The organism is Pedobacter sp. WC2423 (assembly GCF_040822065.1).
In the GTDB taxonomy this organism is placed as follows: domain Bacteria; phylum Bacteroidota; class Bacteroidia; order Sphingobacteriales; family Sphingobacteriaceae; genus Pedobacter.
In genome coordinates, this window is the sequence record NZ_CP162005.1 from 2,652,319 (window position 1) to 2,670,127 (window position 17,809).

Below are 17,809 nucleotides of genomic sequence, written 5' to 3' on the forward strand. Positions count from 1 at the left end.
TTTATACGTTACCTATTACCTATTTCTATGGCCTCTAAGGTATGGATTTTTTCTTCCGAAATACAAAAACGAATTAAAGTTTTAACTTTATGCCAGCCCGATTTACCTGCTGCACCCGGGTTTATATGTAAACAGCCAATTTTAGGATCGAACATCACTTTTAAGATATGAGAGTGACCAGTGATGAAAAGCTTCGGGGGGTTAGTGTATATTTCACCCTTTAAATTTGGAGCATATTTCCCAGGATAGCCACCAATATGCGTCATCCAGACATCCACATTTTCACAGTTAAAACGCAGATGCTCTGGAAACTCCGCTCTGATCTCTTTATCATCGATATTTCCGTACACTCCTTTTAATGGTTTGAACGCTTTTAACTTTTCCGCAACATCAGGCCCAAAATCTCCTGCATGCCAGATCTCATCACAATCTTCAAAGTGCTTATAAACCGCATCATCCAGGTAACCATGCGTATCTGAAATTAATCCAATTTTTTTCATTTAGAATGCCGTTAAATTTATTAGAAACTGTTTAAAAGGCCAGTAAAAAATCTCTGAGCAAATATTTATACTGATCTGTGTACAAATTTTGTCCTTCATAAATATATAAATGCTCTTCCACAACTGGCCCATCAGCAAAACCAAGGCAAATCATCTGTCTGAAAGAAGCTTTGGTCTGATCCGAATACACATGAACGATTTTTGAAGGAAAAAGTTTTTGCAGTACCGCATTCACCACCACAGACTCCGCCTGTTTTACCGGAAGAATTAACCAAAGTAACCCGTCCTCAGTCAGCATTCCCGCAGCCTTTTTCAATAACAAGTCAAAAAAATCCTCATCTGCATGCCGGGCAATCTCCTTCCGTTTTTCAGGATTCTTTAAATCATTCACAAAATAAGGAGGGTTGGAAACAATCAGTGAATACTTCAAAGCGGTATCAAAATCTTCGAAGGAAGAATGAAACACCTTCATTCTGTCAGCAAATGGAGAATTCAGGCAATTTACTGATGCCGATCCTGCAGCAGAATCGTCAATTTCAACCGCATGAACCAGAGCAGATCCAAAACGTTGCGCCATCATCAGCGCGATTACGCCAGTTCCGGTACCTATATCTAAAATATTTAAAGGAGCCGGATGTACTGCCACAGCCCCTAAAAGAACACCATCCGTATTTATTTTCATCGCGCAACCAGTCTGATCAACTTCAAACTGTTTAAATCTGAAAATACTCCCCATTTAGCGCTGATAAATTTCCAGCGGCAGTCCGTCAGGATCAGTAAAGAAAGTAAACTTTTTACCTGTATACTCATCGACTCTCAGTTCTTCTGTCACTACTCCTTTAGCATTCAGTGCAGCCGCAACTGCAGCAACATCATCAACTTCAAAAGCAAGATGCCTCAAACCTGCTGCTTCTGGCCTGGATGGTCTTTCAGGAGGATTTTCAAAAGAAAACAATTCTATCTGGTAAAGCCCGTTTACCGACAAATCCAATTTATAAGATTTCCTTTCAGCCCTGTATACTTCCTGAACAACTGTTAAACCTAATATATTAACATAGAAATTTTTACTAACCTTATAATCGGTACAAATAATAGCAACGTGATGAATTCTTTTGAACATAATGTCGTTTCGTGTTTTAAATTCTGATCAAATGTAAATATTATAAGCCTTTGAGCAGAAATTTAACATAAAAACAAGATTATCTTCAAATAATAAGGATAGAAATGACTAAATTCCAAAAAATAACATTCATTTAATAAAAAAAACAATCCTTCTTTAAACCGGCATTAAAGCCCAGAAAGCAGGATTAAAGGAGTAAAAATGCTAACGTAAGAATAAAAAAACTTAGAATGACATTAATTAACATATTGATAATTGATTTTTTAGCAAGAATTATTCAATAATTAATTATAAAAATTATATTTTTGATCAAATTTTAAAGAAACTAATGAAAAGCTTAAGGACAAACGCATTAAAAGAGGCACAAACCAGAGTTTCACCAGAAGTTAAGGCTCCATCAACCAAAATTTCTGAGTTTTTTGGCTCAAACGTGTTCGATAAAAAGAAAATGAAAGATTTCTTATCCAAAGAAGTCTATGAAAAACTAATCTCAGCAATCGATCAGGGTGAATTAATTAATCAGGATGATGCCAATCAGATCGCTACAGCGATGAAACATTGGGCGATGTCTAAAGGAGTTACACACTATACGCACTGGTTTCAACCATTGACAGGTTCTACAGCTGAAAAACATGACTCTTTTTTCGAACCAACGATTGATGGTCCGGTAGAAAAATTTGCAGGCAGTGCTTTAGTACAACAAGAACCAGATGCATCAAGTTTCCCGAATGGTGGTATCAGAAATACTTTTGAAGCCAGAGGTTATACTGCATGGGATCCTTCTTCTCCAGCTTTCATTATGGAAAGTAAAGCAGGCAAGACTTTATGTATTCCAACCGTATTTGTAGCTTATACAGGTGAAGCGTTAGATTATAAAGCTCCTTTATTAAAAGCATTAAACGCATTAGACAAAGCAGCAGTTGACGTTTGTCAATATTTCGATAAAGGAATTGACAAAGTAACAGCATCTTTGGGTATTGAGCAGGAATATTTCCTGGTTGACCTTGCTTTATTTAACGCACGTCCGGATTTAGCTTTAACAGGCCGTACTTTATTTGGTCATATGTCCGCTAAAGGACAACAATTAGATGATCATTATTTCGGATCAATCCCTGAGCGTGTATTCACTTTCATGGTTGATTTTGAAAATGAAGCCTTCAAATTAGGTATTCCTTTAAAAACACGTCACAACGAGGTTGCACCACTGCAATTTGAATGTGCACCACTATACGAAGAAATTAACCTGGCTATCGATCACAATCAATTACTGATGGATCTGATGGAAAAAGTTGCACGCCGTCATAATTTCAAAGTGTTATTACATGAGAAACCATATGCAGGTATCAACGGTTCAGGTAAACATAATAACTGGTCATTAATTACAAATACAGGCAAAAACCTGTTAGCACCAGGTAAAACACCTAAAAACAACCTGATGTTCCTTGCTTTCTTTGTGAATACAATCAAAGCAGTACACGAACACGCAGATTTATTAAGAGCAAGTATCGCCTCAGTAAGTAATGATCACCGTTTAGGCGCTAACGAAGCACCACCGGCAATCATTTCGATCTTCTTAGGTCAGCAATTGAACGAAGTATTAGACGAAATCGAACACTCACGTATCAGCAAAAAAATCAAAGAAGATAACGCATTGTGGTTAGGTATTCCTAAAATCCCGCAAATCTTATTAGACAATACTGACCGTAACCGTACTTCACCATTTGCCTTTACAGGTAATAAATTTGAATTGCGTGCTGTAGGATCTTCAGCCAATTCATCAGCTCCGATGACTGTCCTGAACTCTATCATGGCAGATCAGCTGGTTAAGTTTAAAGTTGAGGTTGATAAACTGATCAAAAAAGGCGAGAAAAAAGATATCGCTCTTTTAACAGTTATCAAAAAATACATCAAAGAATCAAAAGATATTCGTTTTGAAGGAAACGGTTATAGTCAGGACTGGGAAGATGAAGCTGCTAAACGTGGATTAGCGAACATTAAGACTACTCCATTGGCATTAGATGCTTATATCTCTGAAAAATCAACTGAATTATTTGAAAGAGCAAACATCTTCACTAAACGTGAGCTGCATGCACGTCATGACATTCTTTTAGAAAGTTATTACAAAAAATTACAGATTGAAGCCAGAGTAATGGGTGAAGTTGCGAATACCCTGATTATTCCTGCCTGTATCTCTTATCAGAATACCCTATTAGAAAATGCGAAAAGCATTAAAGAATTAGGTTTACCAAAAGAAGCATTGGTTGCACCATTAGCAATCATCAACAAATTATCTGATCACTTGTCAATCGTAAAAACTACAATTGATGCGATGTTAGAAGCACGTAAAGTTGCCAATACCATTGAAGATTCAAGAGAAAAAGCTATCGCTTATGATGAGAAAGTTAAATCTCATTTTGATACTATCCGTTACAACGTTGACAAATTAGAGCAAATTGTAGACGATAGCGTTTGGCCATTACCAAAATTCAGAGAGTTGTTATTTTTAAAATAGAATTCCATTAATTTACTGATATAACCTCTGCGCTTAAAACGCAGAGGTTATTTTTTTTTGTTTGAATCGTCTACATTCGGACGTTTCTCTATCTTTGCAGCAATATGAGTGATAACAGGTATAACCAGCGTGGCGTTTCGGCTTCGAAAGAAGATGTGCATCAAGCCATCAAAAACATAGATAAGGGCATTTTCCCACAAGCATTTTGTAAAATCATACCTGATATATTAGGTAATGACGATGCTTTCTGTAATATTATGCACGCTGATGGTGCAGGTACTAAATCCTCTTTAGCTTACGTATACTGGAAAGAAACCGGTGATATTTCTGTATGGAAAGGCATTGCACAAGATGCGATCATTATGAACCTTGATGATTTAATCTGTGTAGGTGCTACAGATCATATTTTACTCTCCTCAACAATTGGCAGAAATAAAAACCTGATTACAGGAGAAGTTATCGCTGCTATTATCAATGGAACAGAAGAAATTCTTGCCGAACTCAGAGAAATGGGTATTTCCATTTATTCTACAGGTGGTGAAACTGCCGACGTAGGGGATCTGGTACGTACCATTATTGTAGATTCCACTGTGACCTGCCGCATCAGGCGCGATGAAGTGATCAGTAATCACCATATCCAGAATGGAGATGTTATTGTTGGCCTGTCCTCTTCAGGTCAGTCAACCTATGAAACCGAATATAACGGTGGTATGGGCTCTAATGGTTTAACCTCTGCGCGTCACGATGTATTTGATAAATCAGTAGCAGACAGTTATCCTGAAAGCTTTGATCCTGCAGTACCTTACGACCTGGTTTTCTCAGGTGGTAAAAAGCTAACCGATAAAATCCGTATTGATGAAAACACAGAGCTCACTATTGGAAAACTAGTACTCTCTCCTACCCGTACCTACGCACCGGTTATCAAAAAAGTATTAGAAAAACACAGAAACCAGATCCACGGATTAGTACATTGCAGCGGTGGTGCACAAACTAAAGTCCTTCATTTTATCAATGATAATATCCATGTAATTAAAGATAACCTGTTCCCTGTTCCTCCACTTTTTGAATTGATTCAGGAACAATCAGGAACAGCCTGGAAAGAAATGTACAAAGTATTTAATATGGGTCACCGTATGGAAATATATGTACCACAGGAAATTGCCGATGATATTATAGCTATCTCTAAAAGCTTTAACATCGATGCACAAATTATTGGTCGTGTAGAAGAATCTGCGCATAAACAAGTAACGATTAAAAGTGAAAAAGGGCAATTCAATTACGAATAATCTTTATACACTCTGGATAAAGAAGAGTTTGTTTTAAACAAGCTCTTTTTTTATGTCCTTTTTAAAGCAACATAAAATCCCATATATATATGGAGAACATCAGATTTGCTGTATTCTTTAAAGAAGAGGGAGAGAAATTGAATTTTTTCTTAAAAGCAGCAGAAAAGTGATTGCCACAACTATACCCTACTATAGCTGCAATCTGTTTCAGACTATACCCGGGTTTATTAACCAATAATGCTTTCGCTTTTTGCATTTTAAGCTCAGAAGCATAACTATTAATGGTTTGTCCCATGATCTCTTTAAAACCAGCCTGAAGTTTGGTACGGTTCATCCCTGCCCTTTCAGCCAGCCCCGCAATAGAAATATTTTTTGAAAGGTTCTGGCTGATTACTTTGGAAACCATTTCAAAACTGGCAATATCCTTTTTACTCCACTTGTATACAGGGGCAGCCTCCTCCTGCGCTTCAATAACCATTACAATAATCTCGCAGATTTTAAGCTTTGTATAAAAATTAGCATACTTACCCGAACTGCGGCTGGTCAGCTCATTCAAAACTTTCTGAATGTCATATCCAATTTTATACAACTGATGACCAGAAAGTTCCACAGGTAAAACAGCAGTAAAATTCGTATCAAAAGTAGTATCCGGAAGAAACAATAAAGTTCCTGAATCTATTGATTTTACTGTTGCTTTATGCACAGAAACATGTGCTCGTTTACTGATACTGATTGACCCGATCAATAGCTCATCCCCTTGTTTAATATATATTTCTACCATTCCTACTGCTGATTCCGTACACTTTGCTGCAAAACTCGTAGTTCGAATACGTTACTTTTGCCTATTGTTAATAACAAGTCTAAATAAACACAAAAGAAATAACACATGCAAATTTTTACCAGACAACCTTTTGTCTTTTTTATTTTGCTCTTACTTACTTTCAACTGTTTTACTGTAATCGCACAACAAAAAAGCAGCTTTGAAGGAATAGTAACAGACATTAAAGGCCAGCCACTTGAAGGTGCCGGAATTACAGCAACCGAGGTTAACAAATCATCAATAACCAATTCAATCGGAGAATTCAGCTTCAGAGATCTTCCGGCAGGCACCTACAAAATACGGATCAGACACATTGGTTATACAGAACAGACTATTAAAATCAGTCTTCCATTAACTAACCATAAAAAATTACAGTTTACTTTACAAGCAGACGAGAATAACCTTTCAGAAGTTGCTGTAATTGGCCGTACAGCAAATCAGGAAGCAAACAGACAAGCATTTAATGTAACCTCTATAGATGCTAAAAAATTACACAACTCTACCCTTGATATTTCTCATGCTTTGGATAGGGTTTCAGGCGTAAGAGTACGTGAAGCCGGCGGTGTTGGTTCCAGGATGGAATTTTCTCTAAATGGTTTCTCCGGCAGACAGGTGAAGTTTTTTCTGGATGGTGTACCGATGGATAATTTCGGTTCTTCCTTCCAGATTAACAATATCCCGATTAATCTTGCACAGCGCGTAGAAGTATATAAAGGTGTAGTACCAGTTTGGCTGGGCTCGGACGCATTAGGCGGAGCAATTAATATTGTTACTGCCAATGATATGAAAAGTTATGCAGATGTATCTTATTCTTATGGCTCTTTTAACACCCACAAAACCTCTATAAATACAGGATATACTACTGCTTCAGGCTTTAAATTCCAGCTTAATGCTTTTCAGAACTATTCTGACAATAATTACACAGTAACAACCGATGTTGCTGCTTTTTCAGGAAAGTATTTCAGGAATCAGAAAGTAAAAAGATTCCATGATACTTATCACAATGAAACCATTATTGCCAGTGCAGGTGTAGTTAATAAATCTTATGCCGATCAATTAATGTTTGGAGTTACACTAGGCCAGAATTATGCAGAGATTCAAACCGGAGCACGTATGGTCAGCGTTTTTGGTGACTGGCACAGAAAAGGCAATATCGTAATGCCTAATGTTTTGTATACCAAGAAAAACCTGTTTGTTGATGGACTTGACCTGAGAATCAATGGAAATTTCAATCTTGGACAAGAACAAAATATTGATACCGTATACCGCCGCTATAACTGGTTCCAGGAATACAAGCAATATGAAGGCCCTGGAAGTGAGCGTGAACGTTCCTTATACAAATTCAGAAATAACAATGGTATGGGGGCTGTAAACCTTACTTATACGCTTAGCGATCAGCACTCATTTGCACTAAACAATGTCTTTAATTCATTCAATAGAAAAGGTTCTGACGAGCTTTTTCCGGAAAGTGATAAATACGAGCAACCGCGTAAAAACACAAAAAATGTCTTAGGTTTTGGTTATAAATACAGTGCATCAGAAAGATGGAACACCTCAGTTTTTACCAAATATTTCTCTCAGCAAAACAAATATTCTGTGAGTTATAACCCAAGCGGTAACTGGGGCGATGTAGCCTATCAGGATCAAAAGAACAGCTTCAATAAGCTGGGCTATGGTATTGCATCAACTTATTTTCTTAAACCAACTCTTCAACTTAAAGCTTCTTATGAGAAAAGTTACAGGCTGCCGGAAAATGATGAACTTTTTGGCGATTTGCTGAATTTAGATGGAAATATCGGACTGAAACCAGAGTACAGTCATAATTATAACCTCGGATTAGGTTATCAGGCACAGCTCAATCAGCTACATAAATTTAGTTTTGACGGAAGCGTATTATACAGAAATGCCAAAGACTTTATTCGTCCTATGTTAAATCAAAATCAGACCAAGCAAGTGATGAGTAATGTAGCAGATGTAACTAATCTTGGCGTAGAGGGAGAAATCAGGTACTCTTTCAAAAACCTGTTTACTACCGGTATTAACATGACTTATCAAAATTTGCGTAACAATACTAAATATGAACAGGGACAAACTATGGAAAGTCCTTTATATAAAGACAGAATTCCAAATATGCCTTACTTATTTGGTAATGCTGATGCTTCGCTCTTCTTTAATCATGTAGGTAAAAAAGATAATACCCTGACCTTGGGTTATAATGTTTTATACGTTCACGCTTATTATTTATCATGGCCAAGCCAGGGTACTTCTGAGACAAAATACGATATTCCAAGACAGTGGATGCAAGATGTAAACGTTGTATACACCCTTGGAAATGGTAAATACAATATTGCCTTAGAATGTAAAAACCTGACTAATAACAGAGTGTACGATAACTTCTCCCTTCAAAAGCCAGGAAGAGCATTTTATGCCAAAGTGAGATATTTTATCAGTAACAACAGATAATCCTAATAAAAAAATTGAAAATGAAACACAAGAATATACTTCAACTCATAGCATTGGGTATGGTGAGTCTTTTAACAGCCTGCGATCCGCCACTCGATTTTTCAGAAGTAAAAGATACCGATACAGAATTAACAGGTGCCACAAAATATGTCATCGCTGCAACGCCAATCGGCACTACAGGCATTGCTGATTATCTGTTGACAGCAAATAACCTTGAAGAAGGTATGATTACTACCAAAGGTAATGGAATTGAACAAGATGGATCTTACAGATATTACATCTCGCATAAAAACAGATTTTTCAGCTTATTGTATGGACAGGGAAATCCTGGTGCAGTAACCAGTTACCGTTTGGATGGCAATGGCAAATTAACTAAACTCACTAACTTTCAAAGTGAGACCGTACACGTTTCCGCAGCTGTGAAAGACGATGTGTTTTTGGTTAAAGTACCCAGATCAGGAAATGAATTTGCCAGTATGTTCCGTGTTGATGCCCGCCAGTACCAGATTGTTGGCGAACAACAAGTGAATATAGTTAAACTTGCCGGAAACGGGGAGCGTGCACATTTTAACGGAGCAACACAAGTGGGTGATAAAGTATTTTTACCTTATATGAGTATCAAAGGAGCTGCACCCGATGTATTTGGAACCGCCTATCCCGATAGTACCTGGGTAGCAGTATTTTCTTATCCTGAACTTAAACTCGAAAAAATCATCAGGGACAACCGTACCAGTTTTATAGGCGCTTATTTCAATAATGGCCTGGTTGAAATCGAAAATGGAGATGCTTATGCATTTTCAGGAGCCTCAGCGACCAGAAATAGTCAGCCAGTATCTAAGAACCCATCAGCTGTTGTACGTATCAATAAAGGAACAACAGAATTTGACAAGACTTATTTTTTCAATGTGCAGGAACAATCCGGAGGTCATCACATTTCTTCTCAGACTTATATTGGCAAAGGTATATTCATCTTACAACTCTATACCAATCCGAATACGACAACCGGGCCTGTTGGAAAATTTGCTATAGCAGATGTAGTTAACAAAACTTTTAAGTGGGTAACAGGTATTCCTGCTGATATCACTAAAACAACGACTACAAATTACTCTCCTAAAGATGGAGTAAAAGGATACATAGGAATTACTACCGCCAGCGAAGGAAGTTATGTCTACATTTTTGATGCGAATCTTGCTGTTGCCAGACGGGGATTAAAAGTAGAAGGCGGAACGATTACAGCTATAAGCGCATTAAGCTATTAAAATTGGGACTTAATAATTACAACAAAATAAATCAGGCTATGGTTAGCGGAACTAAGCAAAACCCTCAAAAAAAGAAAAAAACGGATTCACTCTTTACAAGGATCAATAAATGGCTGCACCTTTGGTTGGGTCTTGTTTCCGGAGTTATCGTTTTAATTGTTTGTATTACGGCCTGTATCTGGGTATTCAATGAAGAGATCACCGCGCTGCTTGAGCCAGAAACTAAGGTAGAAAAACAAGATAAGGCCGTGTTGACCCCCACTCAGCTGACAACCATTGCTAAAGGCTTGTACCCGAAGCTGACTGCTTCTTACGCAACCTATCAGCAAGGGCGCGTCATCACACTCGTGCTGAAAGATCCAAAATCTAAAGAACGCAGAAGTGGCGGAGTGACCTTAAAGATCAACCCCTATACAGGAAAAGTAGTTAGTGTGGTAGAACGTAAAAAAGGAGAAGCTGACTTTTTCAGGTTTATATTAAATGGACACCGCTTTCTATGGATGCCTTATAAAATCGGAAGACCTATTGTAAACTATGGTACATTGGTATTTGTAGTACTGCTGATTACCGGGCTGATTTGGTGGTATCCTAAAAAATGGAACAAATCTACGCGCGATAAAAGCTTTAAAATTAAATGGGGGGCCTCTTTTAAAAGAGTGAACCTTGACCTTCATAATGTACTGGGATTTTATGCTCTGATCTTCCTGCTGGTTATCGCACTGACAGGTATGGTTTATGGTATTCAATGGTACAGCGAAGGTTTATACTGGGTTACTACAGGAGAAAAACTAACTGAATTCAAAAGATTGGAATCTGATTCCTTACAGGCAAACAAATTTTACACCCCTGAAAAGGCGATGGATTTAGCATGGCAGAAAGTTGCGGCCAAACATCCGGAATCAATTGGATTCTATTATAGTTTTCCAGATATTTCTGAGGTAAAATCTGCTATAAATATTATAGTATACCCCAGTGCAGGTCAGTTTTATAACAACGTAGGCTATACCTTTGACCAGCACACCTTAAAAGAGCTGAAATCTGATGATATCTATTCCTCTTCTTATGCAGATGCCGGAGTGGGCGGTAAAATCCGTAAAATGAATTACGATATTCATGTTGGTAGTATTCTTGGCTTTCCTGGTAAAGTACTGGCGTTTCTGGCTTCCTTAATTGGTGCCTCCCTCCCAATCACTGGCTTTCTGATCTGGTATGGCCGCAAATTCAAGAAAAAGGGGACTAAAAGCACTAAATCTGCGCAATCAGCATCAGTTAAAGAAATTAAACCACTTAAAATATCAAAGCCTGAATTACAGGAAACAATTTAAAACCCTATTAATTATATAAACGATGAAGAAACTAACTTTTTTAACCCTGAGCATTTTATGCTGCTTAATCACCAGCAAAATTTCAGCACATGCACTTTGGATAGAAACCGGTAATACCGGAAAAATCGGTCAGCCGCAAACTGTAAAAGTCTATTATGGTGAATATGTAGCTAACGAAAGAGAAAATGTATCCAAATGGTACTCTGATGTAAAAGACTTCACCTTATGGCTTGTAGGCCCCGATCAGCAAAGAACTCAGCTGAAGCTTACTGCTGACAGTAATTCATTTACAAGCAGCTTTACACCTGATAAAAATGGCGCATACAATTTAGAAGTCAGCCATGAAGCAAGAGAACTTGGTGGTACCACTAAATATCACTTTCTGGCAAGTACCCATGTTAATGTTGGAAAAACCAGTACAGTTGCGGCAAACACCAATGTACTGAATTTAAAACCTGATAACAGTGCGCCAGTAAAAGTGAATCAAACTATTAAATTAACCGCATCTTTAAACAAAGAAGCCGCAAAAGCTAAAACAGTTACGATTTTCTCTCCTTCCGGATGGTCTAAAGAAACTAAAACTGATGAAAATGGTCACGTTCAGTTCACGCCGGTCTGGCCAGGAAGATATGTGATCGAAGTAGCCGAATTCCAAAAAGTAAAAGGCGAGCATCAGGGTAAAGCATATGAAGCGATCTGGCAAGGTGCGACTTACAGCTTTGAAGTAAAATAAAGAAAAACATCCTTTTTAAAAGCAGGCTGCAGCATCAATCCATATGGCTAAACAATATGGATTGATGCTGCAGCCTTTTATGCTTAAAGGCTTTCTATTTCTTCAATGGAGAGTGCAGTAAATCCCGCAATTTTCTCCTTATCAAAATTCTCTTCCTTCATTTTTCTTGCGATAGCCAGTGCAGTTTCATATTTACCTTTTTCCATTCCCTTTTCCATTCCTTTTTCCATTCCTTTTTTCATTCCTTTTTCCATTCCTTTTTCTTCTGCTTTTTCTGTTGCTTTTTCTATTCTACATTCAAACAGACCTATATCGTCTTCTTCCTGCTGTGAAAGAGCTATGTAAAAAAGTTGTTCTTCTGGTGATAATCTCTTCATTTCAGCGATTTTAAATATTTTTTGAAAAATACGTTTATCCAGATACTTAGGAATCTGATCCAGACTGTGCATGTGTTTAAGCATATAAACCCATTTATCCAGCTGACTCTCCAGTTCATCTTCTTTCTTCTCAAATTTAGGCAGTTCCAAAAACTTAAATCCCAGTCCATTGTGGAATATTTTACCTGTATCCGTATTCACCAGCGAAATACTTTGTAAATAATGGTCACTCAGGCAATTTTTCATCTTAAAATCAAGGATTGCAATCAGGAAAACCTCTTTCAGTTTAACTCTCCAGTTCCCTCTGCCCGTTAACTTCTGCTGCTGGATCAGCCGGCTCAGGTAAAAATTGCAGCGGTCCTCAAAATTATCATGCGCTGCCCGCTGCATCTCCACGAGAAATTGCTCCCCATTGTCTCCCGTACACAACAAGTCGAAGAAAACCTTTTGATGTTCTTTCTCGTCACCAGCTAGTTCAGTTGGATTATATACAATCCCGGTAATGTGCTTTTCTCCCTCAAACAGTGCGTTTAAAAAGTCAATCATGACCTCTTTATTAGGCTCTCCGCCAAAAAGATGTTTAAATCCAAAATCTGATAATGGATCAATGTACTTATTTGTTATAGCTGACATAATTCTAAATAATTTAGATCAAGCTACTCATGTTTTACCTTTAAAAGGTAATAATTATCTTTATTGTTAATAAATAATTAAATTAAGCAACCATACCCATAAAAAAAGGCCTTCTCATGAAGTGCCCCCAAAAAGTTAGACAAATTTAACTTTAAAAAATTAGGCTGCAAGAGTCCGGTATTGTACCGGACTTTTTGCATTTAGTTTCATTTTGATCCTGTCATTGTTGTAGTATTCAATATAACTTTTGATATCTGTTTTGAGTTCTTCGACTGATGTATATTTTTTCACGTAGAATAGTTCTGATTTTAGTATTCCGAAGAAGTTCTCCATTACCGCATTGTCCAGGCAGTTGCCTTTTCTGGACATGCTCTGTAGCACCCCCTTCTTTTCTAGCGCACGCTGATAGGATTTCATCTGATAGTGCCATCCCTGGTCGGAATGCAGTATTAGGCCGTTGAGGTCGGCATGTTTTTCAAATGCCATTTCTACCATTCTGCCGACCAGCCCGTAATTGGGCCGGACGTCTAGATGATAAGAAATGATCTCTGAATTGTAGAGATCGAGTATCGGGGAGAGATAGAGTTTCTGGCCTGCCACTGCAAATTCCGTAACATCAGTGACCCACTTTTGGTTCGGCAGCTCGGTTTTGAAACCTCGCCTCACCAGATCGGGCGCAATCCTTCCATGGTCTCCCTTATAGGATCGGTATCTTTTAGGCCTCAGTGTACATTTTAGCCCAAGTTCGCCCATAATCCTTGACACCGTTTTGTGGTTGATCGTACAGCCCTGTTGCTTGAGCGCTGCCGTTATCCGCCGATATCCATAACGCCCCCTGTGTCTGTGAAAGATATCGGAGATCAGCTTCCTGGCAGGTGCATACCTATCTTCTTTAGCATGTTTAAGGTGATAGTAGAACGTGCTCCGCGCCAGTTCAGAAGCAGACAATAATAGATGCAGGTCATAGGTATGCCTTAATTCTTCGACCGCTTTGGCTTTGGTTCGCGCGCTTTGGACTTTTCCTGTTGAATTAAGGCACTTAGCTTTTTTAGATATGCATTTTCTGCACGTAGGAACTCCAGCTCCTCCTGCAAAGCTGCCTGTGGATCTAATGGATCCTTCTTCTTTTTTATCCTGTTGTTATCTGGTGCCGACATATTCTTTGAACGGCCAACTTTGGTAGTTTCAAGACCTTCCTCGCCAAATTCACCATAGAGCTTCATCCAGTGGACGATGGTGCTGTCGCTGGGGATCCCGAAACATGTGGCCGCCTCGCTCAAAGATAAACGCTTTTTTATCACCGAAAGAACGCATGCAACCTTGAGTGCCTTGTCGTATATATTATTGCCCTGCTGATGGCTCAAGCTACCACGGTCCTCGTAATTCTTGACCAGACGGCGTAGGTATCGGTCGTTGATGCCATGCTTTCTGGAAAGTTCCCTTGATCCGATTGACCCGGAAACAACCTCCTTCACCAAAGCTTCCTTGAAGCTTAAACTAAACTTTGTTTTTCTATTCATAAAAATGCCCCCAATAAGTGTCTAACTTTTTGGGGGCACTTCATCACATGACTCGTGAGAAGGCCTTTTTATAAAATTATTTATACTTAATCCGCATGCAACACATCCCCGTGTTCTTCCGGTTTATAATTTGCCTCTAACTCAGCTAATTTCTTTTTACCATAAGCCAGCTTAGTGATCAGTACAAAAAGTACCGGAACAATAAACAAAGCAAGAATAGTTGCTGAAAGCATACCCGCAGCTACCGTCCATCCAATAGTCATACGAGATACTGCACCAGCACCCGAAGAGATAATCAAAGGAATAACCCCTAAAATAAATGCCAATGAAGTCATGATGATCGGACGTAACCTTAACTTTACCGCTTCAATAGTCGCCGCAATTAATTCCATCCCCCAATCCACACGCTCTTTCGCAAACTCAACGATCAGAATCGCATTCTTCGCAGATAAACCAATCAGCGTGATCAGACCAACCTGTGCATAGATATTATTATCCAGTTTTGGTAAGAATATCAAAGCAAGAATCGCCCCGAATAAACCTAGTGGGACCGCTAATAAAATAGAGAAAGGAACTGACCAGCTCTCATATAATGCAGCTAATAATAAGAATACAAACACCACGATCAAACCGAAAATAAGTGTCGTACTGTTACCCGCCTCAGTTTCCTCCAAACTTAAACCAGAAAAGTTATAAGTATAACCCTGTGGTAATGTCTGTGCAGCAACCTCTCTTAATGCCTGTAACGCATCACCAGAACTTTTTCCAGGTCTTGCAGCTCCACCAATCTCGATCGATCTGAACATATTATAGTGATTAATAATCGACGCATTTTCAGTCATATTATAAGAAACAAATGCACTTAGTGGCACAGGTGTTCCAACACTATTATTTACATAAATCTGGTTTAAGTTTTCAATGCTGCTACGGAAATTTGTATCAGCCTGAGAAACAACACGGAAACTACGTCCGTATTTAGTAAAGTCATTGATATAACTACTACCCAGATAAGCAGAAATCGTACTATATACCGCTCCGATAGAAATGCCCATCCTTTTCACCTTGTCACGATCAACATGCAGCTGATAATTCGGAGTTCTTGCATTAAACAGCGTATAAGCCATTCCAATCTCAGGACGCTGATTCGCAGCGGCAAGGAATTTGCCAACAACACCTTCAAACTTCTTGATATCACCAGCTTGTTTTTCCTGAATCTGCAGGGAGAAACCCCCACTGATACCTAAACCAGGAATTGGTGGTGGTGTAACTGCAAGCACACTTCCGTCCTTATCACCAGCAAATGTTTTAGAAACCTCAGCTAAAACTGTAGCCACGTCCTTTTTACGATCATCCCAGTTCTTCAACTGTACAAAGAACGTACCCGCATTAGACTTGAATGATCTGTTCAGAATATTAATACCACTTACAGAAGTGATATTTTTAACTTCAGGAATGTTTGTTTGTATAGAATCAGTAATCCTTTTGATAAATGCATTGGTACGAACTGCTGATGCACCCTCTGGTAAAGTTACCCCCATAATAAAGATACCAGCATCCTCATTCGGAATAAACCCTGAAGGTTTTTTGATAAATAAACCAACCGTACCTACATAAATACAAGCCAGGATAATCATCACTAAAGGTGCTTTTTTCAAAGCCCATTTCACACCGTTCGAATACTTGTTAGTTACCCTTGCAAACCATCCATTAAATTTAAAGAAGAATTTATTCAACCCTCTTGAATCTTTTGTCAGGTTCATAGGCGTTAACAACAACGAACACAATGCCGGAGTCAATGATAAAGCGATAAACGCTGAAATCAATACCGATACCGCAATGGTGATCGCAAACTGCTGATACAGCTGGCCCACCATACCCGGGATAAATCCTACCGGTATAAATACTGCCGCAAGAATCAATGCAATCGCAATTACCGGAGCTGTAATATCTTTCATTGCTTTACGGGTGGCATCAGGAGCAGAAAGTCCCTCATGGTCCATATAATGCTGCACCGCTTCCACCACCACAATCGCATCATCCACCACAATACCGATGGCCAGGACGAATCCAAACATCGTTAATACGTTGATCGAGAATCCTAATAACGTAAAGAAGATGAAAGTACCAATAATAGAAACCGGGATTGCCAATACAGGAATCAAAGTTGCTCTCCAGCTCTGTAAGAAGAAGAATACCACAATAGTTACCAAAATAAGCGCTTCAACCAGGGTATGAATTACCTCACTGATTGATACTTTAATAATGGAAACAGTTTCATAACTGATCTTGAAATCCAGATCCTTAGGAAAAGATTTCTTTAACTCAGCCATAGTCTGATCAATACCTTCAGCAGTCTGAACAGCATTTCCGCCAGGAGTCTGGTTAACAGCCATCAAAGAGGCTACTTTACCATTTACCTTTGCAGTTGTAGAATAAGCAAACTCACCTAACTCTACACGCGCTACATCTTTAAGATAAACAGGGGAACCATCCTGACCAGTTTTTACAACTATATTTTTAAACTGCTCTTCAGAGTTTAAATCACCATCCATGACCACCGAGAATTCAAAAGTCTGTGAATTCTGCTGAGGCGGCCCGCCTACACTACCACCCGGAGCACGGGTATTCTGTTCTGCAATCGCAGCAGAAACCTGTGCCGGAGTTAAACCTAATCTCGCTAATTTACCTGCATCCAGCCAAACCCGCATACTAAACGGCTGACTGAACACCTGCACATCACCCACACCTTTGATACGCAACAACGCATCCTTTACATATAAATTGACATAATTTGAAATGAATTTCTGGTCATATGTCCCATTTGGAGAATACAGACCAATAACCATTAAAATATCATTGTTCGCTTTTTTAGTGGTAATACCCAAACGCTGAACCGCTTCAGGTAAACCCGGCTGCGCAATACCCACCCTGTTCTGCACATCAAGTGCAGCAATATCGATATTTGTACCTACATCAAAAGTTACAGTAATGGCCGAACGGCCATCTGATGTACTATTGGAAGAAAGATACTTCATTCCCGGCGTACCGTTAATCTGACTCTCTATTTGTGTAGTTACCGTTTGTTCTACCGTTTGCGCATCAGCTCCTGTATACGTACCAGTAACGGTAACCGTAGGCGGGGCAATACTCGGATATTGACTGATCGGCAATGTGGTGATCACGATCGCTCCTATCAGTACAATTAATATGGAAATGACGATCGCCGTGACCGGTCGTTTTATAAATACATCTGATATCATA

General features: G+C 38.8%; 14 protein-coding genes. 6 read left to right on the forward strand and 8 right to left on the reverse strand.

Annotated features, from left to right (window positions below; genetic code table 11):
- Window positions 1-8 precede the first annotated feature (8 nt).
- Genes AB3G38_RS10670 through AB3G38_RS10680 form a run of 3 tightly spaced genes read right to left on the reverse strand, consistent with a single transcriptional unit; the run spans window position 9 to window position 1,620 of the window.
- A complete protein-coding gene (locus AB3G38_RS10670; RefSeq protein ID WP_367868459.1) occupies window positions 9-500 on the reverse strand; it encodes a metallophosphoesterase in 492 nt (163 codons plus the stop codon).
- A gap of 31 nt (window positions 501-531) precedes the next feature.
- A complete protein-coding gene (locus AB3G38_RS10675) occupies window positions 532-1,236 on the reverse strand; it encodes a tRNA1(Val) (adenine(37)-N6)-methyltransferase (RefSeq protein ID WP_367868460.1) in 705 nt (234 codons plus the stop codon).
- The gene (locus AB3G38_RS10680) at window positions 1,237-1,620 is read right to left on the reverse strand and encodes a VOC family protein (protein ID WP_367868461.1); all 384 of its coding nucleotides are present in this window, start codon (window positions 1,618-1,620) and stop codon (window positions 1,237-1,239) included.
- A gap of 328 nt (window positions 1,621-1,948) precedes the next feature.
- On the opposite strand from AB3G38_RS10680, the gene AB3G38_RS10685 reads away from it, so the two are divergent.
- Window positions 1,949-4,132 carry a glutamine synthetase III gene (locus AB3G38_RS10685; protein ID WP_367868462.1) on the forward strand — a complete coding sequence of 728 codons (2,184 nt, stop codon included), beginning with the start codon at window positions 1,949-1,951 and terminating at the stop codon, window positions 4,130-4,132.
- A 104-nt stretch (window positions 4,133-4,236) separates the two neighbouring features.
- Window positions 4,237-5,418, forward strand: coding sequence for an AIR synthase-related protein (locus AB3G38_RS10690; protein ID WP_367868463.1), 1,182 nt, complete (start codon window positions 4,237-4,239; stop codon window positions 5,416-5,418).
- A 61-nt stretch (window positions 5,419-5,479) separates the two neighbouring features.
- Here the strand turns inward: AB3G38_RS10690 and AB3G38_RS10695 are convergent, their stop codons facing one another.
- Window positions 5,480-6,199, reverse strand: coding sequence for a helix-turn-helix transcriptional regulator (locus tag AB3G38_RS10695; RefSeq protein WP_367868464.1), 720 nt, complete (start codon window positions 6,197-6,199; stop codon window positions 5,480-5,482).
- A gap of 105 nt (window positions 6,200-6,304) precedes the next feature.
- On the opposite strand from AB3G38_RS10695, the gene AB3G38_RS10700 reads away from it, so the two are divergent.
- From AB3G38_RS10700 to AB3G38_RS10715, 4 genes are read left to right on the forward strand one after another with little or no spacing between them, the layout of a single operon-like run.
- Window positions 6,305-8,701: a TonB-dependent receptor gene (locus AB3G38_RS10700; RefSeq protein ID WP_367868465.1), complete on the forward strand. Its 2,397-nt coding sequence runs from the start codon at window positions 6,305-6,307 to the stop codon at window positions 8,699-8,701.
- Between the two features lie 20 nt (window positions 8,702-8,721).
- Window positions 8,722-9,960, forward strand: coding sequence for a DUF4374 domain-containing protein (locus tag AB3G38_RS10705; protein ID WP_367868466.1), 1,239 nt, complete (start codon window positions 8,722-8,724; stop codon window positions 9,958-9,960).
- Window positions 9,961-9,998: 38 nt separating this feature from the next.
- Complete coding sequence (locus tag AB3G38_RS10710) at window positions 9,999-11,285, forward strand: PepSY-associated TM helix domain-containing protein (RefSeq protein WP_367868467.1); 1,287 nt, start codon at window positions 9,999-10,001, stop codon at window positions 11,283-11,285.
- A gap of 22 nt (window positions 11,286-11,307) precedes the next feature.
- Entirely contained in the window at window positions 11,308-12,018 is a 711-nt protein-coding gene (locus AB3G38_RS10715; protein ID WP_367868468.1) for a DUF4198 domain-containing protein, read from the forward strand.
- An 83-nt stretch (window positions 12,019-12,101) separates the two neighbouring features.
- Here AB3G38_RS10715 and AB3G38_RS10720 read toward each other — a convergent pair whose 3' ends face one another.
- From AB3G38_RS10720 to AB3G38_RS10735, 4 genes are all read right to left on the reverse strand, one after another.
- Window positions 12,102-13,028: an Rpn family recombination-promoting nuclease/putative transposase gene (locus AB3G38_RS10720; RefSeq protein ID WP_367868469.1), complete on the reverse strand. Its 927-nt coding sequence runs from the start codon at window positions 13,026-13,028 to the stop codon at window positions 12,102-12,104.
- A gap of 159 nt (window positions 13,029-13,187) precedes the next feature.
- Window positions 13,188-14,084 carry an IS3 family transposase gene (locus tag AB3G38_RS10725; RefSeq protein WP_367868740.1) on the reverse strand — a complete coding sequence of 299 codons (897 nt, stop codon included), beginning with the start codon at window positions 14,082-14,084 and terminating at the stop codon, window positions 13,188-13,190.
- Entirely contained in the window at window positions 14,003-14,548 is a 546-nt protein-coding gene (locus tag AB3G38_RS10730) for a transposase (RefSeq protein WP_367865484.1), read from the reverse strand. Before AB3G38_RS10730 ends, AB3G38_RS10725 begins: the two co-directional genes overlap by 82 nt.
- A gap of 86 nt (window positions 14,549-14,634) precedes the next feature.
- Window positions 14,635-17,808, reverse strand: coding sequence for an efflux RND transporter permease subunit (locus tag AB3G38_RS10735; RefSeq protein ID WP_367868470.1), 3,174 nt, complete (start codon window positions 17,806-17,808; stop codon window positions 14,635-14,637).
- Window position 17,809: the final 1 nt, after the last annotated feature.